This window comes from Paraburkholderia sp. CHISQ3, from assembly GCF_030464945.1.
Taxonomy (GTDB): domain Bacteria; phylum Pseudomonadota; class Gammaproteobacteria; order Burkholderiales; family Burkholderiaceae; genus Paraburkholderia; species Paraburkholderia megapolitana.
On sequence record NZ_JALPRG010000016.1, the window covers coordinates 126,565 to 152,381 of the forward strand.

General features: G+C 62.7%; 24 protein-coding genes. 7 read left to right on the forward strand and 17 right to left on the reverse strand.

The genetic code is table 11. The features are described from left to right. Positions 1–19: 19 nt before the first annotated feature. The 4 genes from ugpE to ychF form a co-directional block, all read right to left on the reverse strand. Positions 20–865, reverse strand: a complete 846-nt coding sequence (ugpE, locus tag M0D65_RS30545; RefSeq protein WP_091019859.1) for a sn-glycerol-3-phosphate ABC transporter permease UgpE — start codon at positions 863–865, stop codon at positions 20–22. Then, on the reverse strand, positions 862–1,746 hold the full coding sequence (ugpA, locus tag M0D65_RS30550) for a sn-glycerol-3-phosphate ABC transporter permease UgpA (protein WP_091019861.1): 885 nt from the start codon (positions 1,744–1,746) through the stop codon (positions 862–864). The genes ugpE and ugpA overlap by 4 nt, the downstream gene beginning before the upstream one ends. A gap of 114 nt (positions 1,747–1,860) precedes the next feature. Further along, the gene (gene ugpB, locus M0D65_RS30555; protein ID WP_266255830.1) at positions 1,861–3,186 is read right to left on the reverse strand and encodes a sn-glycerol-3-phosphate ABC transporter substrate-binding protein UgpB; all 1,326 of its coding nucleotides are present in this window, start codon (positions 3,184–3,186) and stop codon (positions 1,861–1,863) included. 275 nt (positions 3,187–3,461) lie between these two features. Further along, the gene (gene ychF / locus M0D65_RS30560; protein ID WP_091019866.1) at positions 3,462–4,556 is read right to left on the reverse strand and encodes a redox-regulated ATPase YchF; all 1,095 of its coding nucleotides are present in this window, start codon (positions 4,554–4,556) and stop codon (positions 3,462–3,464) included. Between the two features lie 299 nt (positions 4,557–4,855). Between ychF and M0D65_RS30565 the strand changes: the two genes are divergently transcribed. The 4 genes from M0D65_RS30565 (at position 4,856) to M0D65_RS30580 (ending at position 9,694) form a co-directional block, all read left to right on the forward strand. After that, positions 4,856–6,028 carry a UbiH/UbiF family hydroxylase gene (locus M0D65_RS30565; protein WP_266255831.1) on the forward strand — a complete coding sequence of 391 codons (1,173 nt, stop codon included), beginning with the start codon at positions 4,856–4,858 and terminating at the stop codon, positions 6,026–6,028. Between the two features lie 153 nt (positions 6,029–6,181). Beyond that, entirely contained in the window at positions 6,182–6,907 is a 726-nt protein-coding gene (locus M0D65_RS30570; protein ID WP_091019870.1) for a DsbC family protein, read from the forward strand. 158 nt (positions 6,908–7,065) lie between these two features. Continuing rightward, positions 7,066–8,856 carry a M61 family metallopeptidase gene (locus M0D65_RS30575; RefSeq protein ID WP_266255832.1) on the forward strand — a complete coding sequence of 597 codons (1,791 nt, stop codon included), beginning with the start codon at positions 7,066–7,068 and terminating at the stop codon, positions 8,854–8,856. Between the two features lie 238 nt (positions 8,857–9,094). After that, positions 9,095–9,694 (forward strand): FMN-dependent NADH-azoreductase, encoded by a 600-nt coding sequence (locus M0D65_RS30580; RefSeq protein WP_091019874.1) that lies wholly within the window; start codon positions 9,095–9,097, stop codon positions 9,692–9,694. Between the two features lie 158 nt (positions 9,695–9,852). On the opposite strand, the gene M0D65_RS30585 is transcribed toward M0D65_RS30580, so the two are convergent. From M0D65_RS30585 to rpe, 8 genes are all read right to left on the reverse strand, one after another. Further along, positions 9,853–10,677 (reverse strand): uracil-DNA glycosylase, encoded by an 825-nt coding sequence (locus M0D65_RS30585; protein ID WP_266255833.1) that lies wholly within the window; start codon positions 10,675–10,677, stop codon positions 9,853–9,855. A 62-nt stretch (positions 10,678–10,739) separates the two neighbouring features. Then, on the reverse strand, positions 10,740–11,366 hold the full coding sequence (locus tag M0D65_RS30590; RefSeq protein ID WP_266255834.1) for a CYTH domain-containing protein: 627 nt from the start codon (positions 11,364–11,366) through the stop codon (positions 10,740–10,742). A 38-nt stretch (positions 11,367–11,404) separates the two neighbouring features. Further along, positions 11,405–12,190 (reverse strand): indole-3-glycerol phosphate synthase TrpC, encoded by a 786-nt coding sequence (gene trpC, locus M0D65_RS30595; RefSeq protein ID WP_266255835.1) that lies wholly within the window; start codon positions 12,188–12,190, stop codon positions 11,405–11,407. An 18-nt stretch (positions 12,191–12,208) separates the two neighbouring features. Then, a complete protein-coding gene (gene trpD / locus M0D65_RS30600) occupies positions 12,209–13,240 on the reverse strand; it encodes an anthranilate phosphoribosyltransferase (protein WP_266255836.1) in 1,032 nt (343 codons plus the stop codon). Positions 13,241–13,257: 17 nt separating this feature from the next. Beyond that, the gene (locus M0D65_RS30605) at positions 13,258–13,851 is read right to left on the reverse strand and encodes an aminodeoxychorismate/anthranilate synthase component II (protein ID WP_266255837.1); all 594 of its coding nucleotides are present in this window, start codon (positions 13,849–13,851) and stop codon (positions 13,258–13,260) included. Between the two features lie 13 nt (positions 13,852–13,864). Further along, positions 13,865–15,358, reverse strand: coding sequence for an anthranilate synthase component I (trpE, locus tag M0D65_RS30610; RefSeq protein ID WP_266255838.1), 1,494 nt, complete (start codon positions 15,356–15,358; stop codon positions 13,865–13,867). A 399-nt stretch (positions 15,359–15,757) separates the two neighbouring features. After that, positions 15,758–16,486 carry a phosphoglycolate phosphatase gene (locus M0D65_RS30615; protein ID WP_266255839.1) on the reverse strand — a complete coding sequence of 243 codons (729 nt, stop codon included), beginning with the start codon at positions 16,484–16,486 and terminating at the stop codon, positions 15,758–15,760. Then, positions 16,486–17,169 (reverse strand): ribulose-phosphate 3-epimerase, encoded by a 684-nt coding sequence (rpe, locus tag M0D65_RS30620; RefSeq protein ID WP_091019890.1) that lies wholly within the window; start codon positions 17,167–17,169, stop codon positions 16,486–16,488. The genes M0D65_RS30615 and rpe overlap by 1 nt, the downstream gene beginning before the upstream one ends. 230 nt (positions 17,170–17,399) lie before the next feature. Here rpe and apaG point away from each other — a divergent pair, with 230 nt between their 5' ends. Both apaG and M0D65_RS30630 read left to right on the forward strand, forming a co-directional pair. Then, entirely contained in the window at positions 17,400–17,774 is a 375-nt protein-coding gene (gene apaG / locus M0D65_RS30625; RefSeq protein WP_091019892.1) for a Co2+/Mg2+ efflux protein ApaG, read from the forward strand. Positions 17,775–17,874: 100 nt separating this feature from the next. Continuing rightward, complete coding sequence (locus M0D65_RS30630; RefSeq protein ID WP_266255840.1) at positions 17,875–19,104, forward strand: murein transglycosylase A; 1,230 nt, start codon at positions 17,875–17,877, stop codon at positions 19,102–19,104. A gap of 66 nt (positions 19,105–19,170) precedes the next feature. Here M0D65_RS30630 and paaK read toward each other — a convergent pair whose 3' ends face one another. The 5 genes from paaK to paaN form a co-directional block, all read right to left on the reverse strand. Then, the gene (paaK, locus tag M0D65_RS30635) at positions 19,171–20,475 is read right to left on the reverse strand and encodes a phenylacetate--CoA ligase PaaK (RefSeq protein WP_266255841.1); all 1,305 of its coding nucleotides are present in this window, start codon (positions 20,473–20,475) and stop codon (positions 19,171–19,173) included. 61 nt (positions 20,476–20,536) lie between these two features. Continuing rightward, complete coding sequence (gene paaI / locus M0D65_RS30640; RefSeq protein WP_266255842.1) at positions 20,537–21,004, reverse strand: hydroxyphenylacetyl-CoA thioesterase PaaI; 468 nt, start codon at positions 21,002–21,004, stop codon at positions 20,537–20,539. A 1-nt stretch (position 21,005) separates the two neighbouring features. Then, complete coding sequence (gene paaG / locus M0D65_RS30645) at positions 21,006–21,797, reverse strand: 2-(1,2-epoxy-1,2-dihydrophenyl)acetyl-CoA isomerase PaaG (protein ID WP_266255843.1); 792 nt, start codon at positions 21,795–21,797, stop codon at positions 21,006–21,008. A 29-nt stretch (positions 21,798–21,826) separates the two neighbouring features. Continuing rightward, on the reverse strand, positions 21,827–23,029 hold the full coding sequence (pcaF, locus tag M0D65_RS30650) for a 3-oxoadipyl-CoA thiolase (RefSeq protein WP_266255844.1): 1,203 nt from the start codon (positions 23,027–23,029) through the stop codon (positions 21,827–21,829). A 115-nt stretch (positions 23,030–23,144) separates the two neighbouring features. Continuing rightward, positions 23,145–24,836: a phenylacetic acid degradation protein PaaN gene (gene paaN, locus M0D65_RS30655; protein ID WP_266255845.1), complete on the reverse strand. Its 1,692-nt coding sequence runs from the start codon at positions 24,834–24,836 to the stop codon at positions 23,145–23,147. A gap of 138 nt (positions 24,837–24,974) precedes the next feature. Here paaN and M0D65_RS30660 point away from each other — a divergent pair, with 138 nt between their 5' ends. Then, positions 24,975–25,751: an enoyl-CoA hydratase gene (locus tag M0D65_RS30660; RefSeq protein WP_266255846.1), complete on the forward strand. Its 777-nt coding sequence runs from the start codon at positions 24,975–24,977 to the stop codon at positions 25,749–25,751. Positions 25,752–25,817: the final 66 nt, after the last annotated feature.

Consider the following 25,817-nt stretch of genomic DNA (forward strand, 5'->3'; position numbering starts at 1 on the left):
GAAACCCGGACCGGCCGGCTCATTTTTCCGCATCGACGAGGCCGCGCACGAACCAGCGCTGCATCGTCAGCACAACTGCGAGCGGCGGCAGCATCGCCAGCAGCGTCGCGGTCATCACGAGGTGCCATTCGGTCGCGGTGTCGCCGGACGCGATCATGCTCTTGATGCCGACCACCGCCGTGGTCAGCGACTGCTGGCTCGTAATCAGGATCGGCCACAGGTACTGATTCCATCCGTAGATGAAGGTGATCACGAACAGTGCGGCCAGGTTCGTCTTCGACAGCGGCACCACGACGTCCCAGAAGAAACGCAGCGGCCCGGCACCGTCGATGCGCGCCGCTTCCATCAACTCGTCGGGCAGCGTCATGAAGAACTGGCGGAACAGGAACGTCGCGGTCGCGGAGGCAATGAGCGGCAGCGTGAGACCCGCGTACGTATTGCTCAGATGCATCGACGACACGACTTGCACGGTCGGGAAGATACGCACCTCAACCGGCAGCATCAGCGTCACGAAGATCAACCAGAACGCGGTGTTGCGAAACGGGAAGCGGAAGAAGACGATCGCGTACGCGGAGATCATCGAGATCGCGATCTTGCCGATCGAGATGATGAGCGCCATCACGAGGCTGTTGAACAGCATGCGGCCGAACGGGCTGGCCGCGTTGCCGCTGCCGTGCGACCAGACGGCAGCGATATTTTCGAACAGATGTGTGCTCGGGATCAGCGACAGCGGCACGCTGAACACCTCGTGCTCGCTCATCGTGGCCGCGCAGAACGCGACGTACACGGGAAAGACCACCAGCACGACGCCGATCAGCAGCACCGCGTGGCAGAAGAGGTCGAAACCGCGGCGATTCTCGATCATGAGTATTGAACCCTCCGCTCGATGAAACGGAACTGCACGACGGTCAGCCCGACGACGATCACCATCAGCACGACCGACTGCGCGCCCGAGCTACCGATGTCGAGGCCCTGAAAACCCTCGGCGAAAATCTTGTAGATCAGCGTGCGCGTGGCTTGTGCAGGACCGCCGCCGGTGGCCGCGTCGATGACCGGAAACGTGTCGAAGAATGCGTAGGTCAGATTGACGACGAGCAGGAAGAAACTGGTCGGCGAGAGCAGCGGCAGTGCGATGCCGAAGAAGCGCCGCACCGGACCCGCTCCGTCGATCGCCGCCGCTTCGATCAGCGAGCGCGGAATCGCTTGCAGGCCCGCATAGAAGAACAGGAAGTTGTAGCTGACCTGCTTCCACACCGATGCGAGCACGACGAGGAACATGGCCTGGCCGGCATTCAGTGCGTGATTCCACACGATGCCGTACTTGGCGAGCGCATACGTGACGATGCCGATGCTCGGATTGAACAGGAACGACCACAGCACTGCGGCGATGGCCGGCGCGACTGCATACGGCCAGATCAGCAGCGTTTGATAGGCTTTGGCGCCGCGCGTCACGCGGTCGGCGCAGGCCGCGAGCAAGAGCGAAATCACGAGGCCAAAGACCGTGACGAGCGCGCAGAAGATCAGTGTCGTAGTGAGCGACGAAAGGTACAGCGGGTCGGCGAACAACTGTTTGAAGTTCGCCAGCCCGACGAATTCGCTCGACGTGCCGAACGCGTCCTGCGACTGCGTCGATTGCCATAGCGCGGCGCCGGCAGGCCACAGGAAGAACACCGCGGTGATCAGGAGTTGCGGCGCGACCAGCAGGTAGGGCAGGACGCCGGTGCCGAAGCGGGAGCGTTTTTCCATCGAGATTTTCCAGCTGCGATGCTTGAGATGCAGGGAGACGCGCGGATTGCGGCGTCTCTACGTCAAGCCTGCGACGACCGGCCGGTGAGGTCGATCGTCGCGGCTCGGGACAGCTTAGCTACCGGCCTTTTCAAAGCGACGCAGCAACTCGTCGCCGCGCGACGCCGCGGAGTCGAGCGCATCCTTCGGCGATTTCTTCTGCGCCCACACCTGTTCGAGTTCTTCGTCGATGATCGTGCGGATCTGCGGCATGTTGCCGAGACGCAGGCCCTTCGTGAACGGCAGCGGCGGTTTGTTCAGCATCTGCTTGATCGCCGTGTCGCTGCCCGGGTTCTTGTCGTAGAAGCCCTGTTGCTGCGTCAGCTGATAAGCCGCCGTCGTGACGGGGAGATAGCCCGTGTCCTGATGCCACTTCGCAGCGACAGCCGGCGAGCTCAGATACGCCAGAAACTTCGCGACACCTTTATAGGTGGCGGCGTCTTTGCCCGACAGCACCCACAGACTCGCACCACCGATAATCGCGTTCTGCGGCGCGCCCTTCACGTTCGCGTCGTACGGCATCATGCCGGTGCCGAAGCTGAACTTCGCGTACTTCTTGATCGTGGCAAGCGAGCCCGACGAGTTCGTGATGATTCCGCAATCGCCGCTATAGAACTTCGAGACCGGTTCGTCCTTGCGGCCGACGTAGGTGAACGTGCCTTCCTTCAACATGGTCTGCAGGAACTGGATGTGCGCGATCTGCAGCGGCTTGTTGAATTCGAGCACCGCATCGGCACCGTCGAAGCCGTTGTTCTCAGACGCGAACGGCACACCGTGCCATGCACTGTAGTTCTCGAGCTGAATCCAGCTCTGCCAGCCCGACGAGTAACCGCACGACATGCCCGACGCTTTCAGCTTCTGCGCGTCCTGCTGCAGTTCCTGCCAGGTTTTCGGCGGCTTGTTCGGATCGAGCCCGGCTTTCTTGAACGCGTCCTTGTTGTAATAGAGCACCGGCGTCGAGCTGTTGAACGGCATCGAGATCAGCTCGCCGGTCTTCGCGTCGCTGTAATAACTTGCAATAGTCGGTACGAAGGCTTTTTCATCGAGTGGCACACCGGCCTGCTTGAACACATCGGAGACCGGGATCACCGCTTTCTTTGCCTGCATCATCGTGGCGGTGCCGACCTCGTAGACCTGCAGGATGGCCGGTGCATTACCGCTGCGGTACGCCGCGATACCGGCGGCGAGCGTCTGGTCGTAGCTGCCCTTGAAGACCGGAACGATCTTGTAGTCGCTTTGCGACGCGTTGAACGCGGTCGCGATGTCGTTCAGGTGTTCGCCCAGCGCGGCTTCCATGGCATGCCAGAACTGGATCTCGGTGGCTGCGTGCGCGCTCTGCGCCACGCCGAGGGCCAGCACGGCCGCCACGGAAAACGAACGAAACAAGGGTTTGAATTTCATCGATAGGTCTCCAGGGTCTAGATTCGCGCAAGTTGCGAGTACGCGATTGTAGTTGTGGTCGATGACAGAAAATAAAGTGTGGGAGTCCTTTCGAGCGGTCGGACGATGCCACGTTGTTGCTTTGCTGCATTGCACAGGTAAGGTGCATTCGTGGTGCAGTCACCCATTCTTATACCCATTTACACCCATTTCAACACGGCAGAGCACAAACGGACACCCGAAAACAAAAAAGCCCTTGGCAGCAAAGCCAAGGGCTCAGATTCAGCCAGTCACGCTCAAACGTTGAACAGAAAGTTCATCACATCCCCGTCGTGCACGACATATTCCTTACCTTCCGCGCGCATCTTGCCGGCTTCCTTCGCGCCGTGTTCGCCCTTGTACGCGACGAAATCCGCAAAGCCGATAGTCTGTGCACGAATGAAGCCGCGTTCGAAGTCCGTATGAATCACGCCGGCGGCCTGCGGTGCCGTGTCGCCGATATGGATCGTCCAGGCGCGCACTTCCTTCACGCCCGCGGTGAAGTAGGTCTGCAGGCCGAGCAGCTTGAAACCCGCGCGGATCACGCGGTTCAGGCCCGGCTCGTCCATGCCCATGTCGGCCAGGAAGACTTCCTTGTCCTCGTCGCCGAGTTCACCGATCTCAGCTTCGATCGCGGCGCACACCGCGACAACCGGCGCGTTTTCGGCTTCGGCGTGTTTGCGCACCGCGTCGAGGTGAGGGTTGTTTTCAAAGCCGTCTTCTTTCACATTCGCGACGTACATCGTCGGCTTGGCGGTGATTAGACAGAACGGTTTGAGCAGCGCGTTTTCGTCGTCCGACAGATCCAGTGCCCGCACCGGTTTCGCCTGATCAAGTTGTGCGCGCACCTTCTCGAGCACTGCGGCGAGCTTTCCCGCTTCCTTGTCGTTGCCCGATTTCGCCGCCTTCGAATAGCGTGTCAGCGATTTTTCGACCGTTGCGAGGTCGGCGAGCGCGAGTTCGGTGTTGATGACTTCGATATCCGACAGCGGATCGATCTTGCCCGCAACGTGAATCACGTTCTCATCGTCAAAGCAGCGCACGACGTGCGTGATCGCGTCGGTTTCGCGGATGTTCGCGAGGAACTGGTTGCCGAGCCCTTCACCTTTGCTGGCACCTGCCACGAGCCCCGCGATGTCGACGAACTCGACGATCGCCGGCACGATGCGCTCCGGCTTGACGATGTCGGCGAGTGCCGTGAGGCGCGCATCCGGCACTTCGACGATGCCGACGTTCGGCTCGATCGTGCAGAACGGGTAGTTTTCGGCGGCGATGCCGGCCTTGGTCAGTGCGTTGAACAGGGTGGACTTGCCGACGTTAGGCAGGCCGACGATGCCGCATTTGAGGCTCATGGAATTTCTCTAATAAACGGGTGGTGACGGGGCTTCGTCGCGCGCGGCGGGGCTTGCTGCCTGCGGCTCGACGGACGCGCCGGCTACGGCCCGATGGAGAAGGGCGGCAGACGGCACGGTGCAAGCGGTACGTCTTGCCGGTGGTCGTAATCACCGGAAAAGCGTAATTGTAACCCTGTCGGGGGTGCCGGTTCGAGCGGGGCAGACCGGTGGTGGGCGGTGCGCATGCCCGTGGCGCACCGATTACAGCACTGCTGGACGGGCCCGGACGGCGTGGCCCCCGCAGCTATAATGCCCGCATGAACGCTCACCACCAGACCTTTGACGTCGCCGTGATCGGCGGCGGGCTTGTCGGCAAAACCGCGGCGCTGGCATTGACGCAGGGCGGTCTGCGCGTCGCACTGCTCGCGCAGCCGTGCGTGCCGCCGCCCGCCGATGCCGCTTTCGATGCACGCGTCTACGCGTTATCCGCGAGTTCGCAGGCGCTGCTCGAGCGTCTGCGGGTCTGGCAGGCGCTCGATCCATCCCGTCTGTCGCCGGTCTACGACATGCGCGTATTCGGCGATGCGCACGCCGAACTGCATTTCTCCGCGTTCCAGGCATCGGTGCCGCAGCTCGCATGGATCGCCGAATCGTCGCTGATCGAGCAGGCGCTTGATGCCGCGCTGCGCTTCCAGCCGAATCTGACATGGCTCGACGCCCGCGCCCAGGCACTCGATGTGAAAGCGTCCGGCGCGACCATCGCGCTCGCAAACGGTCGCACGATCGAAGCCGATCTGGTGGTTGGCGCCGACGGTGCTCATTCGTGGGTACGCGCGCAGATCGGTTCGAAGGTTCTGCGGCGCGACTATCAGCAGACCGGTGTCGTCGCCAATTTCAAGGCGGAGCGCCCGCACGGCGAAACGGCGTATCAATGGTTCAGCGGCGGTGAGATTGTCGCGTTGCTGCCGCTGCCGGACGGTCACGTGTCGCTGGTCTGGTCGGCGCGCACCGAACATGCCGATGCGCTGCTCGAACACGACCCGGCGAAGCTCGCAGCGGAAGTCGAACGCGTGACGCAAGGCACGTTGGGCGCGCTCGAATGCGTGACACCGGCGAAGGGCTTTCCGCTCGCGCTGCAAACTGTCGACCGTTTAATCGCGCCGCGCGTCGCTCTCGTCGGCGACGCCGCGCATCTGATCCACCCGCTTGCGGGCCAGGGGATGAACCTCGGGCTGCGCGACGTCATGTCGCTGGCGGAAGTCGTTGCGCAGAAGGAAGCGTTCCGCGATCTCGGCGACACGGTGCTGTTGCGCCGCTACGAGCGCTCGCGTCGCGAGGACATCCGCGCGCTGATGCTCGCCACCGATGGTCTGCAAAAGCTTTTCGCCGTGCCCGGTCCGCTTGCCCGCGTAGTGCGCAACGCAGGCATGGCGATGATCGGTGCGCAACCGCTCGTCAAGCGCTGGCTGGTATCGGCGGCGCTCGGTTGAGCAAGAGGGAAGAAGAAGTGTGCGGTCGTCGCGGATGCCGCGGATGCAAGCCGCAGCGCATTCGGGCACACTCGAATGACTACGCAGTACGCCAGACCACAGTCGAAGCAGGCGCGCGCATCCGGCGCGCGTGAACGAATCAGGGAATCCAGCATGAAAAAGCCTATCCGAATCGTTGCGCTTGTCCTTGCCGTCGCCGCTGCGACGCTCGGTTGCACCGCGCAGGCCGATCAGACCACCGACAAGCTGAAGGCAGCGCTGCAAACGCGCCTCGCCGACGCGACAATCAAGAGTATCGAGAAGTCGCCGATCGCCGGGCTGTACGAGGTGAATCTCGGCTCGCAGATCATCTATAGCGACGCTACCGGCGACTACCTGATCCTTGGCGATCTGATCGATGCGAAGAATCACAAGAATCTCACCGAAGCGCGCCTGTCGGAAACCAACCGCATCAACTTCGCGAGCCTGCCGTTCGCGAATGCGGTGAAGGTCGTGAAGGGCAACGGTAGCCGTCAGATCGCGGTGTTCTCCGATCCGAACTGCCCGTACTGCAAGCAGCTCGAAAACACGCTGAAATCGGTGGATAACGTCACTGTCTACACGTTCTTGTACCCGGTGCTGTCGCCTGATTCCGAGGTGAAGTCGAAGTCGATCTGGTGTTCGACCGACCGCGCGAAGGCATGGGAATCGTGGATGCAGAACCGCACCGCGCCGACAGCCGCCGGTACCTGCGATACCGCCGCGATCGACAAGAATCTCAAGCTCGGTCATGAGATGAACGTCACCGGCACGCCGACGGTGTTCCTCGCAGACGGCCGGCGCCTGCCCGGTGCAGTTCCCGCCGACGAGCTCAACAAACAGATCTCGGCAGTGCGCTAAACATGCCGGTACGGCGGGCGGCGGCGCGTTGCCAACGGCGGCGCCTCCTTCCGTCGTACCGTTACTCGCGCTGACACGGAACACGGGCGCCGCCCGAACCCGCCCGTTATGCACCGCCCCCTGTCCTCCCTATCCCAGCGCTTACACCCGCCCCGCAGATGAAGCCGATCCGCTACACCATCGTCCCCAGCCAGCCCGCTGCACACCTGTTCGAAGTCACCGTCACCGTTGCCGACCCCGATCAGGCCGGACAGCGTTTCATGCTGCCCGTGTGGATTCCGGGCAGCTACATGGTGCGCGAGTTCGCGCGCAACATCGTCACGCTGCACGCGTTCAACGATGCAGGCCGCAAGGTTCGCGTCACGAAGACCGACAAGCACACGTGGCAGGCCGCGCCGGTCAAAGGTGCGCTGACGCTGCGCTATGAGGTCTACGCGTGGGATCTGTCGGTGCGTGCGGCGCATCTGGACGACACGACCGGTTTCTTCAACGGTACGAGCGTGTTTCTCGCGGTGCCGGGTCATGAAGACGCACCTTGCGTCGTCGAGATCCAGAAGCCGGCCGGCGCGCAGTACCGGCAATGGCGCGTCGCGACTGCACTGCCCGAAGCGCGTGGCACGAAGCGCCATGGTTTCGGCGAATATCGCGCGCAGAACTACGATGAGTTGATCGATCATCCGGTCACGCTTGGCGAGTTCGCGCTCAAGACCTTCAAGGCGCACGGCGTACCGCACGACATCGTGATTGCCGGGCGCGTCGTCGGGCTCGACATGGAGCGGCTCGCCGCCGACCTTAAGCGCATCTGCGAAGCTCAGATTGCGCTCTTCGAACCGAAGTCGAAGAAGGCACCGGTCGATCGTTATGTGTTCATGACCCAGGCGGTCAGCGATGGTTACGGTGGGCTCGAGCATCGCGCGTCGACGGCGCTGATCTGCAATCGCGGCGATTTGCCGGTGACCGGCCGCGAGCCGATGACTGAAGGCTACCGGACCTACCTCGGCCTGTGCAGCCACGAGTACTTCCATACGTGGAACGTGAAGCGGATCAAGCCCGCTGCGTTCGCGCCGTACGATCTGACGCGCGAGAACTACACGTCGCTGCTGTGGCTGTTCGAAGGCTTCACGTCCTATTACGACGATCTGATTCTCGTGCGCAGCGGCGTCATCACGCAGGACGATTACTTTGGCCTCGTCGGCAAGGTGGTCGGCGGCGTGCAGCGCGGCAGCGGCCGCCTGAAGCAGACGGTCACCGAAAGCTCGTTCGATGCGTGGGTCAAGTACTACCGGCAGGACGAAAACGCACCGAACGCGATCGTCAGCTATTACACGAAGGGTTCGCTCATCGCGCTGGCATTCGATCTGACGATTCGCGCGCAAACCCGCAACCGCAAATCGCTCGATGACGTGATGCGCCTGCTGTGGCAACGCTACGGCCGCGATTTCTACCGCGGCAAGCCGGTCGGCGTCGAGGAAGCGGATGTCGAAGCGCTGTTTGCCGAAGCGACCGGCGCAAACCTCGCGGAACTGTTCACCGACGGCGTGCGCGGCACGGTCGACCTGCCGCTGGCGGCGCTGCTCGCGCCGTTCGGCGTGACACTGAAGCCCGAAACCGATGCAAGCGCGAAGCCTTCGCTCGGTGCACGCGTGCGTGGCGGCGCGGATTGCACGCTGGCCGCCGTTCACGACGGCAGCGCCGCGCAGAAAGCGGGGCTGTCGGCGGGCGACGTGCTGGTCGCGATCGACGGGCTGCGTGTCACCGGTGCCAACCTCGATGCATTGCTCGCGCGCTACCTGCCGGGCGTGAAAGTGGAGATCCATGCGTTCCGGCGCGACGAACTGCGGGTTGTTCAGCTGAAACTGGATGCGCCCGAGGTCGCGCGCTACGTGCTCTCCGCCGCCGATTCCCGTGCCGTCGAGACCCGTGCTCGTGAACGCTGGCTGAAGGCCTGAAAGCGCAAAGCCCCGCCGTGGAACGCGCTGCGACGGAGTGCCCACTCGCTCGCGGGCGCTCCGCAGCTTTCGATTGCCTGTCGGGGTCGATACAATGCGACGGTCGTATGTCCGCTCAGACAGTCGATTGTTCTACTGATGCAACAATCCGTCGCTGCCGCGCTACTTTTTCGCGGCCCCGCAAAAAAACACAATGGCTCCACTCGCGCAAAGCTGCGCGCCCCAACTGGAGTCAACCATGACCACGATCCTTCAAATCAATTCGGCGGCCCGCTCGCAAGGCGCGCAGTCGACCCTGCTCGCCGACGAACTGACGGCGAAGCTGCAACAGTCGAACCCGGGCGCGCAAGTCGTCGTCCGCCATCTGCACGCTGAACCGCTGCCCCACCTCGACGACGAGATCCTCGGCGCATTCTTCACGCCGGCCGAACAACGTAACGCCGAGCAGCAAGCCATCTCGGCACGCAGCGAAGCGCTGATCGCCGAACTGCAGGCCGCCGACATCGTCGTGATCGCCGCGCCGATGTACAACTTCGGCATCTCGTCGCAACTGAAGACCTACTTCGACTTCATCGCTCGCGCCGGCATCACGTTCCGCTACGGCGCATCGGGTCCGGAAGGTCTGGTGAAGGGCAAGAAGGTATTCATCGTCGCGGCACGTGGCGGCAAGTACGTCGGCACGCCGGGCGATACCCACACGCCGTACCTGAAGACGTTCCTCGGTTTCCTCGGCATGACCGACGTGAACTTCATCTATGCGGAAGGTCTGAACATGGGCCCGGACGCTGCTGCTGCCGCCCTGGCCGGTGCACGTGAAGTGATCGCGACGGCTGCCTGATTCGCCGTATTCGCTGTAGATGTTGCGCGGCTCGGTGTGCGCCGCGATGTGCAGATGCAATGCACGGCAAAACGCCACGAAAATTTTTCGTGGCGTTTTTGTTTGGGGCTGGTTGTTAGCTTCAGCGCCTGGTAGAGGCGAGGGCGCGAGAACGAACCCTAAGCGAGCGTTCGCGCGATCTCGGGCAATCGCCAGTCGATCGGCTTGCGTCCTGCTTCGACGAGATAAGCGTTGGCGAGCGCGAAATGCCCGCAGCCCAGAAAGCCGCGATGCGCCGACAGCGGCGACGGATGCGGCGCTTCGAGCACCTTGTGCGAGCGACCGCCGAGCAGCGCGTGTTTCGCCTGCGCATGCGCACCCCACAGCATGAACACAAGGCCGTCATGACGCTGCGCAAGCTCATGAATCAGCGTGTCGGTGCATTTTTCCCAACCGCGTTTTGCGTGGCTCGCGGCGTTGTTGCGCTCGACGGTCAGCACCGTGTTCAGCAGCAGCACGCCTTGCTGTGCCCAGGCATCGAGACAACCGTGAGCGGGTGCCTCATGTCCGAGGCTGGCGGCGATTTCCTTGAAGATGTTCTTGAGCGACGGCGGCGGTCGCACACCGGGCGGCACCGAAAACGCGAGCCCGTGTGCCTGCGGCGTGTCGCGATCTTCGCCGTGATACGGGTCCTGTCCGAGGATCACCACCTTGACCTCGTCGGGACTCGTCAGACGCAACGCGCGAAACACATCCGCTGGATAGACGGTCTTGCCGGCAGCGCGTTCTCCATCGACGAAACGGCACAGCGCCGTATAAGCCTCACTGCCGATAAACGGATCGAGCAGCGCGCGCCACGCGGGTGGGAGCGCGTCGAACTGTGCTTCGAGCGGTTGAACACCGGCAGGAATGGCTACGGGAGCAGCAGCGGCAGGTTCGTCGGCAAAGAGCGATGGCTGCGACGCTTGCGGAGTGCGGGAACGTGAACGAGAAGAAGAGGTCATGAGGCGCAAGTGTCGCAGCAAACCTGCGGCAGCTCAAGGCGAAGGCGAGCGGAGATTGCTGCCTAGCGTTCCTGCAACCGGTATCCGCGTTGCGCCTTACTGATGTCGTCGGGAGTAAGGCCGGGGATATGGGCGCGAAGTTCAGCGGCAAGGGTATGCAACGCGCTTTCATCGCCGCGCTTCAATTCGAGTTCGATCTCGCACAGTGGCGCCCGGCGCGTTTCGCCGTTCACCTGGGCCACGACCTCGCCCTGATCGATCGCGGCTTCGACTGCCGCATCTGCATGGTCGATATGCCAGATCGTGCGCGTGAAGTCGGTGCGAAACAGCTCGACGAGTTCCGGTGCGGCCTCGCGCAGTGCCGCCGCGGAAGGTTCGTCGTCGCAGGCGCGCAGTAGCGCGTCGATCTCGAGCGCCGGGCCGGCTACCGGCATTTCCCATTCGTGCCGACTGTGCAATCCCGCCTGCGATGTGCCCGCTGTCTTGAACGTCTGAAGCCAGCCTTCCGGCGTATGGCGCAGGCGCAGCGCACTTTTCGCGCGTGCAAGCGCGAGCGCAGGCGTGTCGAAGTAGCGATTCGCGAGCGGCACCGCGTGTCCGGCTTGCCCCGTGCGTGCGACAAACCACTGCGTCGCCGCGTCTGTCTGGTCGGCAGGCAACGCCAGTTTGATTTCGCGTTCTATTCCCATGGTGCGTTATCGCTCGCCGTGTTCGTTCTATGCCGCGATCAGAAAAACATACGGGCGAGTTCCACGCCCGGTTCGTCGGCGCGCATGAACGCTTCGCCAACGAGGAACGTATGCACGTCCATCGCACGCAGTCGTTCGACATCGGCACGCGCCAGGATGCCCGATTCGGTGACGACGATGCGATCGTCCGGAACGGAATCGAGCATACCGATCGTCGTTTCGAGTGTGGTTTCGAACGTACGCAGATTGCGATTGTTGATGCCGATCAGCGGTGTCTTCAACGTCAGTGCCTCGGTCAGCTCGTCGCGGTCGTGTACTTCGACGAGCACCGCGAGCCCCAGCGAATGGGCGAGCGCTTCGAGGTCCTGCATCTGCGGCGTGTCGAGCGCGGCGGCGATCAGCAGGATCGCGTCGGCGCCCATCGCGCGGGCTTCGACGATCTGGTACGGATCGATGATGAAGTCCTTGCGCAGCACCGGCAGATCGCAGGCGGCGCGTGCTTCTTCGAGGTAGGCGGTGCTGCCCTGGAAGAACTGCACGTCGGTCAGCACCGACAGGCAGGCTGCACCGTGCTTCGCGTACGAGCGCGCAATATCGGCCGGCACGAAGTGCTCGCGAATCACGCCTTTTGACGGACTGGCCTTCTTCACTTCGGAAATCACCGCCGGCACGCCGGCCGCGTGCTTCGCGCGCAGCGCGCCGACGAAGTCGCGGTGGTCGCGCGCCGACGCTTCGAGCCTCAGTTCTTCAAGCGGCGCGCTCTGTTGGGCGGCGCGAATTTCCTGGCGCTTGACGTCGATGATGCGGTTAAGAATATCGCTCATGAGAGTTCCGTACAGAAGTTACTGCTTGAATTGCTGGGTGAAGCGAATCAGGTCGTCGACCTTGGCGCGCGCACGGCCGCTTGCAATAGCCTCGCGCGCCAGCTCGATGCCGGCCTCGATCGATTCGATGACATTCGCCGCATAGAGCGCGGTGCCCGAGTTGAGGACCACGATCTCGCGCGCGACGCCCGGCTTATTGTCGAGCGCTTCGAGCAGCTTCACTTTCGATTCCTGCGCGTCGGTCACTTTCAACGAGCGGTTCGACACCATCTGCATGCCGAAGTCCTCCGGATGAATCTCGTACTCGCGCACTTCGCCATCGCGCAGTTCGCCGACCTGAGTCGCTGCGCCAAGCGATACCTCGTCCATGCCGTCCATACCGTACACGACGAGCACGTGCTTCGCGCCGAGCCGTTGCATCACGCGGACCTGAATGCCGACGAGGTCCGGGTGGAACACGCCCATCAACTGGTTCGGTGCGCCGGCCGGATTGGTCAGCGGGCCGAGAATGTTGAAGATGGTGCGCACGCCGAGTTCACGGCGCACCGGCGCGATGTTCTTCATCGCTGGATGATGGTTCGGCGCGAACATGAAGCCCATGCCCGTTTCGGCGATCGATGCCGCCACCTGGTCCGGCTGCAGATCGATGTTCACACCGAGCGCTTCGAGTACGTCCGCGCTGCCCGACTTGCTCGACACGCCGCGGTTGCCGTGCTTCGCGACCTTCGCGCCCGCGGCGGCCGAGACGAACATCGTCGCCGTCGAAATATTGAACGTATGCGCACCGTCGCCGCCGGTACCGACGATATCGACGAAGTTCGAGTTGTCCTGCACCTCGACGTGCCGGGCAAATTCACGCATCACCGTGGCGGCCGCGGTGATTTCGCCGATGGTCTCTTTTTTGACGCGCAGTCCGGTGATGATCGCCGCCGACATCACCGGCGACATATCGCCGCGCATGATGAGGCGCATCAGATGCAGCATTTCGTCGTGGAAGATCTCGCGATGTTCGATCGTGCGCTGCAATGCTTCCTGCGGAGTAATCGTCATGGTGTCGCTCCCGATCGTCATGCGTGGTGCTGCTGGCTGGCCAGCTTCGACTGCTTGACGAAATTCTCGAGCAGCGCGTGACCGTGTTCGGACAGGATCGACTCCGGATGGAACTGCACGCCTTCGACGGCTAGTTCCTTATGACGTACGCCCATGATCTCGCCGTCTTCGGTCCAGGCCGTCACTTCGAGGCAGTCGGGCAGCGATTCGCGCTCGATCGCGAGCGAGTGATAGCGGGTGACGATGAAGTGTTTCGGCAGGTCGGCGAATACGCCACGGCCGTCGGTTTCGATCTGGCTCACCTTGCCGTGCATGATGGTTTGCGCACGCACGACGCGACCGCCGAACGCTTCGCCGATGGCCTGGTGGCCGAGGCACACGCCGAGAATCGGCAGTTTGCCGGCGAACTCGCGCAGCACGTCGAGCGTGATGCCCGCATGTTGCGGATTGCTCGGCCCCGGCGACAGGCAGATGCGCGACGGCGCGAGCTTCGCGATGTCGTCGAGCGTGATTTCGTCGTTGCGATAGGTCCGTACGTCTTCGCCGAGTTCGCCGAAGTACTGGACCAGGTTATAGGTGAACGAATCGTAGTTGTCGATCATCAGCAGCATGGTCTGTCTCCGGTCAGAAGTCGCTATCGAGGCCGTCCTGCACCTGCTCGGCTGCGCGCAGCACCGCACGCGCCTTGTTCTCGGTCTCCTGCCATTCGGACTCGGGCACCGAATCCGCGACGACACCCGCCGCGGCCTGCACATACAGATTGCCGTTGTGAATCACACCAGTGCGGATCGTGATGGCCAGATCCATTTCGCCGGTGAACGACAGGTAGCCGACCGCACCGCCGTACAGGCCGCGCTTAACCGGTTCGAGCTCGTCGATCAGTTCCATCGCGCGGACCTTCGGCGCACCCGACAGCGTGCCGGCCGGGAAGGTGGCGCGCAGCACGTCGAAGTTCGTCATGCCGGGCTTCAGCTTGCCTTCCACCGAGCTGACGATGTGCTGCACGTGCGAATACTTTTCGATCACCATCTTGTCGGTCACCGCGACCGAGCCGATCTCCGCGATGCGACCGACGTCGTTGCGCGCGAGGTCGATCAGCATCACGTGTTCGGCGATTTCTTTCGGGTCGTTCAGCAGTTCGGTAGCGAGTTCGGCGTCGCGTTCCGGCGTGTTGCCGCGCGGCCGCGTACCGGCGAGCGGACGGATCGTCACGATGCGATCCTCGCTGCGCTTTTCCTGGCGCACGAGAATTTCCGGCGATGCACCGACCACATGGAAGTCGCCGAAGTTGTAGTAGTACATGTACGGCGATGGATTCAGCGAACGCAGCGCGCGATACAGCGACAGCGGGTTGTCGCGATACGGCTTGGTAAGCCGCTGACCGACCTGAACCTGCATCAGCTCGCCGGCAGCGATGTATTCCTTCGCCTTGCGCACGGCGGCGAGGTAGTCGTCTTTAGCGAACTCGCGGTAGATGTCGGTGCGCACGCTCGCCGACGTGACCGGCGGCTGGACGGTGGTACGCAGGCGCTGGCGTAGTTCGCGCAGGCGCTGTTTCGCGCGGGTATAGGCTTCGGGGGTAGACGGATCGGCGTAGATGACGAGGTAGAGCTTGCCCGCGAGATTGTCGATGACCGCGACTTCTTCGGTCAGGAGCAACTGGATGTCGGGCAGATTGAGGTCGTCGGGCGGGGCGGTGTGGGCGAGCTTCTTCTCGATGTAGCGGACCGCGTCGTAGCCGAAGTAACCGGCGAGACCGCCCGCGAAACGCGGCAAACCCGGGCGTAGCGCAACCTTGAAGCGTTTCTGGAACTGCTCGATGAATTCGAGCGGATCGCCTTCATGTGTTTCGACGACCTTGCCGTCCCGCACTACTTCCGACACACCGTTACGGGTACGCAGCAGCGTGCGCGCCGGCAAGCCGATGAACGAATAGCGGCCGAACCGTTCGCCGCCCACCACCGATTCGAGCAGAAACGAATTCGCGCCGTTGCGCTCGGGTTGCGCGAGCTTCAGATACAGCGACAGGGGTGTTTCGAGATCGGCGAGCGCTTCGGCGATCATCGGGATGCGGTTGTAGCCCTCGTTCGCGAGGGACTGGAATTCGAGTTCGGTCATGTTCCGATCCTGTTCATGCGTTCGGCGGCTTAGATGCGCCGGACAATGCGGGGTGTTGCGCTGCTGCCTGGTCGTGCCGCCGACGGTGTGTGGCCGGGGTTTGCTGGGACGACCTGTGCGAGCTTGACCGGAGGTTGACCGCTACGCGCGCATCGTCCGGTTAGCTGCCGTACATCGTGTTACATCGTGTACATGGCGGCAATCGAAACGGTACAGCGAAGCCAGCAGCGGAAAACCAGGGGAAAGCGCGCAAGCGCAGCGAAGTAAAAAACGGTGCCGAAGCGAAGCTTCAGCATACCTCAGCGAGGTATCAGCGCGACCAGCGACGCCAGGGCCATGCTCCCCGGTCGATGCTGCTCAGACTCCGTTTTTTATTCAGAAACATGAGGAAGGACTTTATTAAGCCGGTGGGTTGTGTGCCGCGATAGCCTTGGCGGCATCGAGCAGCGAGGCAACTATACCATCCGATTTTATCGTTTGTATAGCCTGGCCATGATTGTAGCCGTAGGGGACGGTGAGGGTCGCCGTGCCCGCGGCGCGGCCCGCCAGCGCGTCGTTTTCCGAATCGCCGATGGCGACCGTGACCTGCGGCGCGACGCCGAGCGCGGCGCACGCATGCAAGACCGGCTGCGGATCGGGCTTTTTCTTCGGCACGATGTCGCCGCCCTGCACGAGGTCGAAGTAGTCGCGCAATCCGTACTGCGTGAGCAGTTCGACGGCGAAGCGGTGCGGCTTGTTCGTCACGCAGGCGAGCTTGAGACCCGCGGCGCGCATCGCGATCAGACCGGCTTCGACGTCCGGATAAAGACGCGTATGGCGACCGTTGATCTTCGCGTATTCGCTCTGATAAATCGCGAGTGCATCGTCGAAGTGCGTTTGCGCGCGATCCTCACCGAGGCGCGACACGAGCACCGTGCGAACCAGATGCTCCGAGCCTTTGCCGATATAGCCCACGACTTCGCTACGCAAGATCGGCGTTGCATCGAATTGCGCGAGCATGCCGTTCAGGCCGGCGGTGAAGTCGTCGGCGGTATCGATCATCGTGCCGTCGAGGTCGACGATCGCGGCCTGCAGGCGCGGGCCGGTGAAAACCGGCGCGGCATACGGATGGGCTTCGGCGATCGTCATCAACGCGCGACCTTGGCGAGCTCGCTGCGCATGTGGTCGATAACGGCTTTGTAGTCCGGCTTGCCAAATATCGCCGAGCCGGCGACGAACGTGTCCGCACCCGCTGCCGCGATCTCCGCGATGTTGTCGATTTTTACGCCGCCGTCCACTTCGAGAAGAATCTCGCGGCCGGTTTTCTCTTTATACGCATCGATGCGCGCGCGTGCTTCGCGCAGCTTGTTGAGCGCTTCGGGAATGAACGACTGCCCGCCGAACCCCGGATTCACCGACATGATCAGCACGAGATCCACCTTGTCCATCACGTGATCGAGGTAATTGAGCGACGTGGCCGGGTTGAACACGAGCCCCGCCTTGCAGCCGTGGTCGTGGATCAGCGACAGCGTGCGGTCGATATGATCGGAGCCTTCAGGGTGAAAGCTGATCCTGTTCGCGCCGGCTTTCGCGAAGTCCGGCACGATGCGGTCGACCGGCCGCACCATCAGATGCACATCGATCGGCACCTGAACGTGCGGACGCAGCGCTTCGCAGACGAACGGTCCGATCGTCAGGTTCGGTACGTAATGGTTGTCCATGACGTCGAAATGGATCCAGTCGGCGCCGGCGGCGACGACGTTGCGAACTTCCTCGCCGAGGCGCGAGAAATCGGCGGACAGGATGCTGGGAGCGATGCGGAATTGCGTCATGGCGAGGGGAGACCGACGGAAAACCGCTATTTTACCGGTTCGCGGGCAACCCGGCCTTACGCGGGGCGGGACAGTCTGGTTGCGGGCATGCGCTGCATCAAGCAGAATGCCAACCCATGAACGAGGTTCCCGCCGACGCGTCGCAAAGCATTGGCGTACGGGCTTCGCGAGGACTTTAACCACACACCATTATCAAACCGGAAATCAGACCGGAAGCGGGCGGAATCAGGATGAGCCAGTACGAATTCAACGTGTCGTCGCAGGTGCAGTATCTGCCCGAAGAGTCGGACCCGGAGCATCGCCAGTATGCGTTTGCCTATACGCTGACTATCCGCAACAGCGGGCAGGTGCCCGCGCAACTGATCGCCCGCCACTGGGTGATCACGGACAGCGAGGAGCGTGTGCAGGAAGTGAAGGGGCTCGGAGTGGTTGGCCATCAGCCGCTGCTCAAACCGGGCGAGCAATTCGAATATACGAGCTGGGCGGTGATCTCGACGCCCGTGGGGACGATGCGCGGCGAGTACTTCTGCGTGGCCGAAGATGGCGAGCGCTTCGATGCGCCCGTGCCCGAGTTCATTCTGCGCATGCCGCGAACGCTGCATTGAACGCCGTGGCGCGTTCGTGGTCTGCTAACAGGCTTGCAGCACCTACTGACGCGGCTTGTTGCGCGACGTCTTCTTCTTCCCGGACGCGGTCCAGACCACGATGAAAATGAGTAGCGAGAGCGCCAGAAGCGATTCCAGCGCGAATATGAGCATCGGGTATTCGTCGAGTAGTTCAGACATGGCGGTTTCCATCAAGAGCGAACATTGTATGCGTTTTGTCCGGCGTGCCGTAGCGTGGGCCGGGGCTGTTTCGATGGCAGTCCTGCTTGCTGCGTGCGGTAGTGCGCCGGTTCGACATCCAGTATCGCCGCCCACCGGTGCCGCGATCATTCCGGGGCAGATTGCTCCGGCGCGTCTTACTCCGGTTACGTGGCAGCAGGTGCCAGGTTGGGCCGACGATTCGCTGATCGGTGCGACCGCGGCGCTACGGCAGAACTGCGTGCGGCTTGCCCGCATGGAAAACTGGCAGCGTGCCTGCGCAGCGGCGGCGCAGATCGACGATCTCGATGTGTCCGGCGCGCGGACGTTTTTTGAAGCCTATTTCGCGCCATTTCAGCTCGCTAATAACGATGGCACGCTCGACGGTCTCGTGACCGGTTACTACGAACCGTTGTTGCGTGGTTCGCGTACACGTCACGGTATTTATCAGACTGCGCTATACCGCTGGCCTGCTGGCTATCGTACGGGTACTGAATTGCCGACTCGCTCGCAACTCGAACGCTCGGGTGTGCTGAACGGCAATGAACTCGTGTGGGTCGACGATCCGATCGAGGCGTTCTTCCTGCAGGTGCAGGGATCGGGTCGCGTCGTGATGGAAGACGGTAGCGTGATGCGTGTGGGCTTCGGCGGAACGAACAATCAGCCGTACCGGTCGATCGGCCGCTGGTTGCTCGATCGCGGCGAAGTCACGCCTGCCCAGGCGACGATGCAGGGCATCAAGGCGTGGGCGCGCGCGAATCCGGGGCGAGTCGATGCGTTGCTCGATACGAATCCGCGCTTCGTGTTCTTTCGCGAGATGCCGAACTCGGAACCGGCACCGGGCGGCGGCGCGGATGGTCCGATCGGCGCGCTTGGCGTGCCGCTCACACCTGAGCGTTCGATCGCCGTCGATCCATCTTCGATCCCGCTCGGCACGCCGGTCTTTCTGCAGACCACACGCCCGCTTACCAACCAGCCGATGAACCGCCTCGTGTTCGCGCAGGACACCGGCAGCGCGATCAAGGGCGGCGTACGTGCTGACTACTTCTGGGGGCTCGGCGACGATGCCGGCGATCTGGCCGGCAAGATGAAGCAGGCTGGCCGGATGTGGTTGTTGCTGCCGAGGTCGTAATACGCAGATATGCAGCTTCGTGGTCCGATACCGCGGAGCTGCGTTTTCCTGCTGTCCTTCTTTCGTTCAGGCGCCCGCCTGGCGCTTGTCTATCACCCGCCGCGCCTTACCCACCGACCGCTCGATACCATTCACCGCCAGCACGTTGACCACCGCGCTCACGCCGATCAACGACTTGATGTCGTAGGTCAGCGCCTGTTTCGCTGCATGGAGCGCAGACGTGTCGGGCGCCGATTCGGGACAGGGCTCGACGTTCAGCGTCAGCACGTCGAGCGGGCCTTCCTTTGTCAGCACGATCTGGTAATGCGGCGCGAGTGCGTGCTGCTTGAGCAGCAACTCTTCGATCTGCGTCGGAAAGACGTTCACGCCGCGCACGATCATCATGTCGTCCGAGCGACCAGTGATCTTTTCCATCCGTCGCATGGTGCGCGCCGTGCCGGGCAACAGGCGCGTGAGATCGCGGGTGCGGTAACGGACGATAGGTAGCGCTTCTTTGGTTAGCGACGTGAATACGAGCTCGCCCAGTTCGCCGTCGGGCAATACTTCGCCGGTGACGGGGTCGATCACTTCGGGATAGAAGTGGTCTTCCCAGATAGTCGGACCGTCTTTGGTCTCCACACACTCCGACGCGACGCCCGGGCCGATCACTTCCGACAGGCCGTAGATGTCGACCGCATCGATACCCATGCGTTGCTCGATCGCGCGGCGCATGTCGTTAGTCCACGGTTCCGCACCGAAGATGCCGATGCGCAGTGAACACGCCGCGGGGTCGATACCTTGCCGCTCGAGTTCGTCGGCGATCGAGAGCATGTAGCTCGGCGTCACCATGATGATGTCCGGCCGGAAGTCCTGGATCAGCTGGACCTGCTTTTCGGTTTGACCGCCACCGAACGGAATGACAGTGAGACCCGCGCGTTCGGCGCCGTAGTGCGCGCCGAGCCCGCCGGTGAAGAGGCCATAGCCGTAGCTGATGTGCACCTTGTCGCCGGCGCGTGCGCCGGCCGCGCGGATCGATCGCGCGACGAGGTTCGCCCATGTGTCGATATCGCGGCTCGTGTAGCCGACCACGGTCGGTTTGCCGGTCGTACCCGACGAAGCGTGGATTCGTGAAACCTGCTGCTGAGGCACCGCGAACATACCGAACGGGTAGTTGTCGCGCAGGTCCTGCTTCGTCGTGAATGGGAAGTGAGACAGGTCGGAGAGCGTGCGTAGCTGAGCCGGATGAACGCCGGCGTCATCGAACTTACGGCGGTACACAGGCGAATTTTCGTACGCGTGCGTGAGCGACCATTTCAGTCGTTCGAGCTGCAATGCGGCGAGTTCGTCGCGGCTCGCTGTTTCGATCGGGTCGAGCGGGAGCGAGGTGGTCATCGAAGGTCTCCTTGTCTTCTTCAGAATAGATGCGCGTGCGGGCAATTGACGCTGGTGCGGGCTAGCCGGTCACCGGTGGAATCACGTTGCCGCGGATCTGTGCCGATTTGCCGCGGAACATCGCGACGGCCTCGCCGGTTTGATTGGTCACACGAATATCGTAGATGCCGGTGCGTCCGCTCAGCGTCTGCTCGACGGCTTCGGCGGTCAGCACGTCGCCGCCGGGCACCGGGCGCAGAAACTCGATCGAGCATCCGGATGCCACGGTGTTCACGTTGTACGAGTTGCACGCGAAAGCGAAGGTCGAATCGGCGAGCGTGAAGATCAGACCACCGTGACAGATTTCGTGGCCGTTCAGGAAGTCGTCGCGCACCGTCATCCGCATGCGCGCGTAGCCGGGGCGCACCTCGAGTAGCTCGAATCCGAGTGCTTTGCTGCAGCGGTCGGCGGCGTACATGCTTTGCGCCGTGGCGCGGGCCAGTTCGTCGGGCGTCATGGCAGATGGTTCCGTTTGAGGTTGCGTCGACATGTCAGCGTCCTTCGAAGCGCGGCGCGCGCTTTTCGATGAACGCCTGCACACCTTCGGCGTAATCGTGCGAGTTACCGAGTTCGCGTTGCAGATCGCGCTCGAGGTCGAGTTGCTGGCTGAGCGTGTGCATCTGGCCTGCGCGCATCGCGTGCTTGATTGCCGCTATCGCACGCGTGGGTTGCTGTGCAAGCTGTGTCGCCAACTGGGTTGCGGTTGCGGAAAGTTCGGCGTCGTCGACGACGCGCCACACCAACCCCCAGCTTTCGGCTTTTTCCGCGCCGAGCTTTTCGCCGGTGAGAGCTAGCCCCAGCGCGCGCGCCATCCCGATGCGTTGCGGCAGGAACCACGTGCCGCCCGAGTCGGGCACTAGGCCGATCTTCACGAACGCCTGGATGAAACTCGCCGAACGGGCCGCGACGACGAGATCGCAGGCAAGCGCGAGATTGGCGCCCGCGCCGGCCGCGGTGCCGTTGACGGCGGCGATCACCGGTAGCGGTAGCGCCTGAAGCCGGCGGATCAGCGGGTTGAAGTGCGTGTCGATTAACTCGCCGAGATCGGTCATCGCACCGGGCGTGAAGTCCAGATCCGCGAGATCCTGGCCGGCACAGAAACCACGGCCCGCACCGGTGAGTACCAATGCGCGGACGCCGGCGGCTTCGATCTGACCGAGCGCCGCGGAGAGTTCGCCGTGCATCGTGCGCGTAAAGCTGTTGAGCTTGTCCGGACGGTTGAGCGTGATGGTCGCGACGTGGCTCGCCGCGTCGATTTCGACTTTGATCGTTTCATCTGACATGGGGTGTCTCCTCCTGAGCATGGGCGGCGCTAGATGCGCTCGATGGCGAGCGCAATGCCCTGACCGACGCCGATGCACATTGTGCACAACGCGAAGCGACCGCCGCTGCGCTCCAGTTGATACAACGCCGTTGTAATGAGCCGTGCGCCCGATGCGCCGAGCGGATGTCCGAGCGCGATGGCGCCGCCGTTCGGGTTGACACGCGGATCGTCGTCGCGCAGCCCGAGCGTGCGCAAGACAGCAAGCCCTTGCGAGGCGAACGCTTCGTTCAGTTCGATCACGTCGAATTGCGCGAGCGACATGCCGAGTTGCTTCAGCAACTTCTGTGTAGCAGGTGCCGGCCCGATTCCCATGATGCGCGGCTCGACACCCGCGGTCGCCATGCCGATCACGCGCGCGCGGCGCCGCAAACCGTATTGATCCGCGGCTGCCTGATTCGCAAGCAGCAACGCGCACGCGCCGTCGTTCACGCCCGATGCGTTGCCCGCGGTCACCGTGCCGTCGGCGCGCACGACACCTTTGAGTTTACCGAGTGCTTCAAGCGAGGTCTCGCGCGGGTGCTCGTCAAGTGTCACGCGCAATGCATCGCCCTTTTTCTGGGCGATTTCGACCGCGACGATTTCTTCCGCCAGCGTGCCATCGTGTTGCGCACGTGCCGCTTTCTGCTGGCTTCGCAACGCGAACGCATCCTGATCGGCGCGCGCGATGCTGAATTCGACCGCGACGTTTTCCGCCGTTTCCGGCATCGAGTCCACGCCGTAATCGCGCTTCATCAACGCATTGATAAAGCGCCAGCCGATCGTCGTATCGTGAATGTCGGCCTGACGCGAAAATGCGCTCGCCGCTTTGCCCATGACGAACGGCGCTCGTGTCATGCTTTCTACGCCGCCCGCGATCATCAAACGGGCTTCGCCTGACTTGATCGCGCGTGCCGCGGTGCCGACTGCGTCCATGCCGGAACCGCACAGCCGGTTGATCGTCGCGCCGGGTGCATCGACCGGCAGGCCAGCGAGCAGTGCCGCCATACGCGCAATGTTGCGGTTGTCCTCGCCGGCTTGATTCGCGCAGCCATAGATCACGTCGTCGAGTGCGCGCCAGTCGACGCCAGGGTTGCGTTCGATCAACGCCTTGATCGGCACTGCGCCGAGATCGTCGGCGCGAACGTCCTTCAGGGCGCCGCCGTAGCGGCCAAAGGGAGTGCGAATCGCGTCGCAGATGAAGGCATCGGTCATGTCGGGTTCCTGCGGGGTGCGACCGGTATGGACCGGTCACCTGGGCTTGGGCTCATTTTGTTCGGAGGTCGGTGCGAATTCGATTCGACCAGACGGCATAGGCCGTCCGGCCGACTTACGCGGGCACCGATCTCGGTTCAACATGCACACGACTCTGCACGACACGGAAGCGGCTCGCGACAAACGCGGCGTCGGCGAGCGCCGCGTTAGCTGCCGGGTTGGCGCCGGTGCCGTGAAAGTCGGAGAACGCGGCCGACTGGTTGACGAATACGCCACCCGTCAGATTGATCGACAGTGCGACGCCGCCCTGGATCGAGGCTTCGTGCGCCGCTTCGACGACGGCATCGTCGGTGCTGTAGACCGACAGCGTCAGTGCGCCATGCTCTGCAGCGATCGAGCCGGCCAGTTCCAGCGATTGCGCCGTGGAATCGGTCGCGATGACGAACGAGATCGGGCCGAACCATTCGCGCGTGAACTGGTGGGCGTCGGTAGCGGCGTCCAGTTTCAGCACGAGCGGCGTGCGCACGCGTGCACCGGCAAAAGCAGGATGGTCGATTGCCTGGCTGTCGACCAGTACGTGGCCAAGGTGGCGTGCTTCATCGATGCGTTGCACGACGCCTTCGTTCTGGATCGCGCCCAGCAGTTCCACTGCGCGCGCAGGATCGCCAACGAGTTTCTGGACGGCACCCGCCAGCGCTTCGGCGACTGCGTCGAAACCCAGCGTGCCTTCGGCGGTACGGATACCGTCGCGGGGTACGTAGATATTTTGTGGAGCGGTGCACATCTGGCCGGAGTACAGCGCAAGCGAGAACGCGATGTTGCGGGCGACGGCCTTGATGTCGTCGACCGAGTCGATGACGATCTGGTTGACGCCGGCTTTCTCGGTGAAGACCTGTGCCTGATGCGCGTGACGTTCGAGCCAGGTGCCGTTTTGCGTGCTTCCGGTGAAATCGATCAGCTTGATTTCCGGGCGTTGGGCAAGGTCCTGGACGAGCGGGCCGTCGTTCGGATCGGTTGCAAGAAGCGTGACGACGTTCGGATCGAAACCGGCTTCACGCAGCACGTCGCGGGCAATTCGCACCGTAATCGCGAGCGGCAGGATGGCGCCAGGGTGCGGCTTGACGATAGCGGTGTTGCCGGTGGCGAGATCCGCGAACAGACCGGGGTAGCCGTTCCAGGTGGGGAAGGTGCAGCAACCGAGTACGAGACCGGTGCCGCGCGGCACGATCGTGTAACGCTTCTGCATCGCGAGCGGCGGATTCTTGCCTTGTGGCTTTTCCCAGTGCGCGTCGGCGGGGATCCGGCGCAACTGGTCCCACGCATAGACGACGGCTTCGAGCGCGCGATCCTGGGCATGCGGGCCGCCGGCCTGGAAGGCCATCATGAAAGCCTGGCCGGTAGTGTGCATGACGCTATAACCGATCTCGAAGCTGGCCCGGTTCACGCGCGCGAGAATTTCGAGGCTTACGCCGATCCATGCCTGCGGGCCGGCGGCGCGCCAGTCGCGTTGGGCTTTTGTAGCGGCGGTGATGAGAGCGTCGGGGTCGGCCTTCGGATAGCGGATGCCGAGCGGGAAGCCGAACGGCGACGTTTCGGCGCCAACGGTGTCTCCGGTACTGGGTTGGTCGAGTTCGAAGGTCGTATGGAGGTGGGCTTTGAACGCAGCCTCACCGTCAGCGCTTGCCGTTTCCCCGTACACTTTTGGACTGGGCATTTCGGCAAACGGGCTCCAGTAACCGCGTGTCTCGATAGCGGTAAGCGCCTTCTGGAGCGTGTCTTCGTGCTTTGTGAATAAGGAATGTGTCATGGAGAAGGAATGCCGAGCAGTAGTGGGGGAAACCTTACCGAATAATTAACCGACCGGTTGGTTGGTGAATGTTAGCATTATTGGTCCGGCTGCGCGAAATGTTTTCGCGCGCCTTCTACAACAAACCAAGGAGCGCAAATGGCATACGAAAACATTCTGGTCGAGACCCGTGGGCGGGTCGGTCTGATCACGCTGAACCGGCCGAAAGCACTGAATGCGTTGAACGACGCACTGATGGATGAACTGGGTGCGGCGCTCAAGGCATTCGATGCTGACGACGGCATCGGCGCGATCGTCGTGACCGGCAGCGAGAAGGCGTTCGCGGCAGGTGCCGATATCGGCATGATGGCCACGTACACCTACATGGACGTGTACAAGGGCGAGTACATCACCCGCAACTGGGAAACCGTGCGGACGATCCGCAAGCCGATCATTGCCGCGGTGGCGGGTTTTGCGCTTGGTGGTGGCTGCGAACTGGCGATGATGTGCGACATCATTTTCGCCGCCGATACCGCGAAGTTCGGGCAACCTGAGATCAAGCTCGGCGTCATGCCTGGAGCGGGAGGGACGCAACGGCTGCCGCGCGCCGTTTCGAAGGCTAAGGCCATGGACATGTGCCTGACTGCGCGCTTCATGGATGCGGCAGAGGCCGAGCGGGCAGGATTGGTATCTCGCGTGGTACCGGCGGCGTCGCTGATCGACGATGCGATTACGGCCGCTGCGACGATTGCCGAATTTTCGCTGCCGGCAGTGATGATGGTGAAGGAATCAGTGAACCGCGCCTACGAAACGACGCTGGCGGAAGGGGTAACTTTCGAGCGACGTCTGTTCCATTCCCTGTTCGCAACCGAAGATCAGAAAGAAGGAATGGCGGCGTTCGTCGAGAAGCGCAAAGCGGTCTTCAAGCATCGATAGACGCGCTGTTGAAATAACGCTTGCGCGGGTTGGATGGTGTCGCTAGAATCTCGGTCTTTCGCGCTC

Coding starts and splice junctions, on each gene's coding strand:
- ugpE (WP_091019859.1), bottom strand. CDS start 865: ATGATCGAGAATCGCCGCGGTTTCGACCTCTTCTGCCACGCGGTGCTG.
- ugpA (WP_091019861.1), bottom strand. CDS start 1,746: ATGGAAAAACGCTCCCGCTTCGGCACCGGCGTCCTGCCCTACCTGCTG.
- ugpB (WP_266255830.1), bottom strand. CDS start 3,186: ATGAAATTCAAACCCTTGTTTCGTTCGTTTTCCGTGGCGGCCGTGCTG.
- ychF (WP_091019866.1), bottom strand. CDS start 4,556: ATGAGCCTCAAATGCGGCATCGTCGGCCTGCCTAACGTCGGCAAGTCC.
- M0D65_RS30565 (WP_266255831.1), top strand. CDS start 4,856: ATGAACGCTCACCACCAGACCTTTGACGTCGCCGTGATCGGCGGCGGG.
- M0D65_RS30570 (WP_091019870.1), top strand. CDS start 6,182: ATGAAAAAGCCTATCCGAATCGTTGCGCTTGTCCTTGCCGTCGCCGCT.
- M0D65_RS30575 (WP_266255832.1), top strand. CDS start 7,066: ATGAAGCCGATCCGCTACACCATCGTCCCCAGCCAGCCCGCTGCACAC.
- M0D65_RS30580 (WP_091019874.1), top strand. CDS start 9,095: ATGACCACGATCCTTCAAATCAATTCGGCGGCCCGCTCGCAAGGCGCG.
- M0D65_RS30585 (WP_266255833.1), bottom strand. CDS start 10,677: ATGACCTCTTCTTCTCGTTCACGTTCCCGCACTCCGCAAGCGTCGCAG.
- M0D65_RS30590 (WP_266255834.1), bottom strand. CDS start 11,366: ATGGGAATAGAACGCGAAATCAAACTGGCGTTGCCTGCCGACCAGACA.
- trpC (WP_266255835.1), bottom strand. CDS start 12,190: ATGAGCGATATTCTTAACCGCATCATCGACGTCAAGCGCCAGGAAATT.
- trpD (WP_266255836.1), bottom strand. CDS start 13,240: ATGACGATTACTCCGCAGGAAGCATTGCAGCGCACGATCGAACATCGC.
- M0D65_RS30605 (WP_266255837.1), bottom strand. CDS start 13,851: ATGCTGCTGATGATCGACAACTACGATTCGTTCACCTATAACCTGGTC.
- trpE (WP_266255838.1), bottom strand. CDS start 15,358: ATGACCGAACTCGAATTCCAGTCCCTCGCGAACGAGGGCTACAACCGC.
- M0D65_RS30615 (WP_266255839.1), bottom strand. CDS start 16,486: ATGACGATCGCCGAAGCCCATCCGTATGCCGCGCCGGTTTTCACCGGC.
- rpe (WP_091019890.1), bottom strand. CDS start 17,169: ATGACGCAATTCCGCATCGCTCCCAGCATCCTGTCCGCCGATTTCTCG.
- apaG (WP_091019892.1), top strand. CDS start 17,400: ATGAGCCAGTACGAATTCAACGTGTCGTCGCAGGTGCAGTATCTGCCC.
- M0D65_RS30630 (WP_266255840.1), top strand. CDS start 17,875: ATGAAAATGAGTAGCGAGAGCGCCAGAAGCGATTCCAGCGCGAATATG.
- paaK (WP_266255841.1), bottom strand. CDS start 20,475: ATGACCACCTCGCTCCCGCTCGACCCGATCGAAACAGCGAGCCGCGAC.
- paaI (WP_266255842.1), bottom strand. CDS start 21,004: ATGTCGACGCAACCTCAAACGGAACCATCTGCCATGACGCCCGACGAA.
- paaG (WP_266255843.1), bottom strand. CDS start 21,797: ATGTCAGATGAAACGATCAAAGTCGAAATCGACGCGGCGAGCCACGTC.
- pcaF (WP_266255844.1), bottom strand. CDS start 23,029: ATGACCGATGCCTTCATCTGCGACGCGATTCGCACTCCCTTTGGCCGC.
- paaN (WP_266255845.1), bottom strand. CDS start 24,836: ATGACACATTCCTTATTCACAAAGCACGAAGACACGCTCCAGAAGGCG.
- M0D65_RS30660 (WP_266255846.1), top strand. CDS start 24,975: ATGGCATACGAAAACATTCTGGTCGAGACCCGTGGGCGGGTCGGTCTG.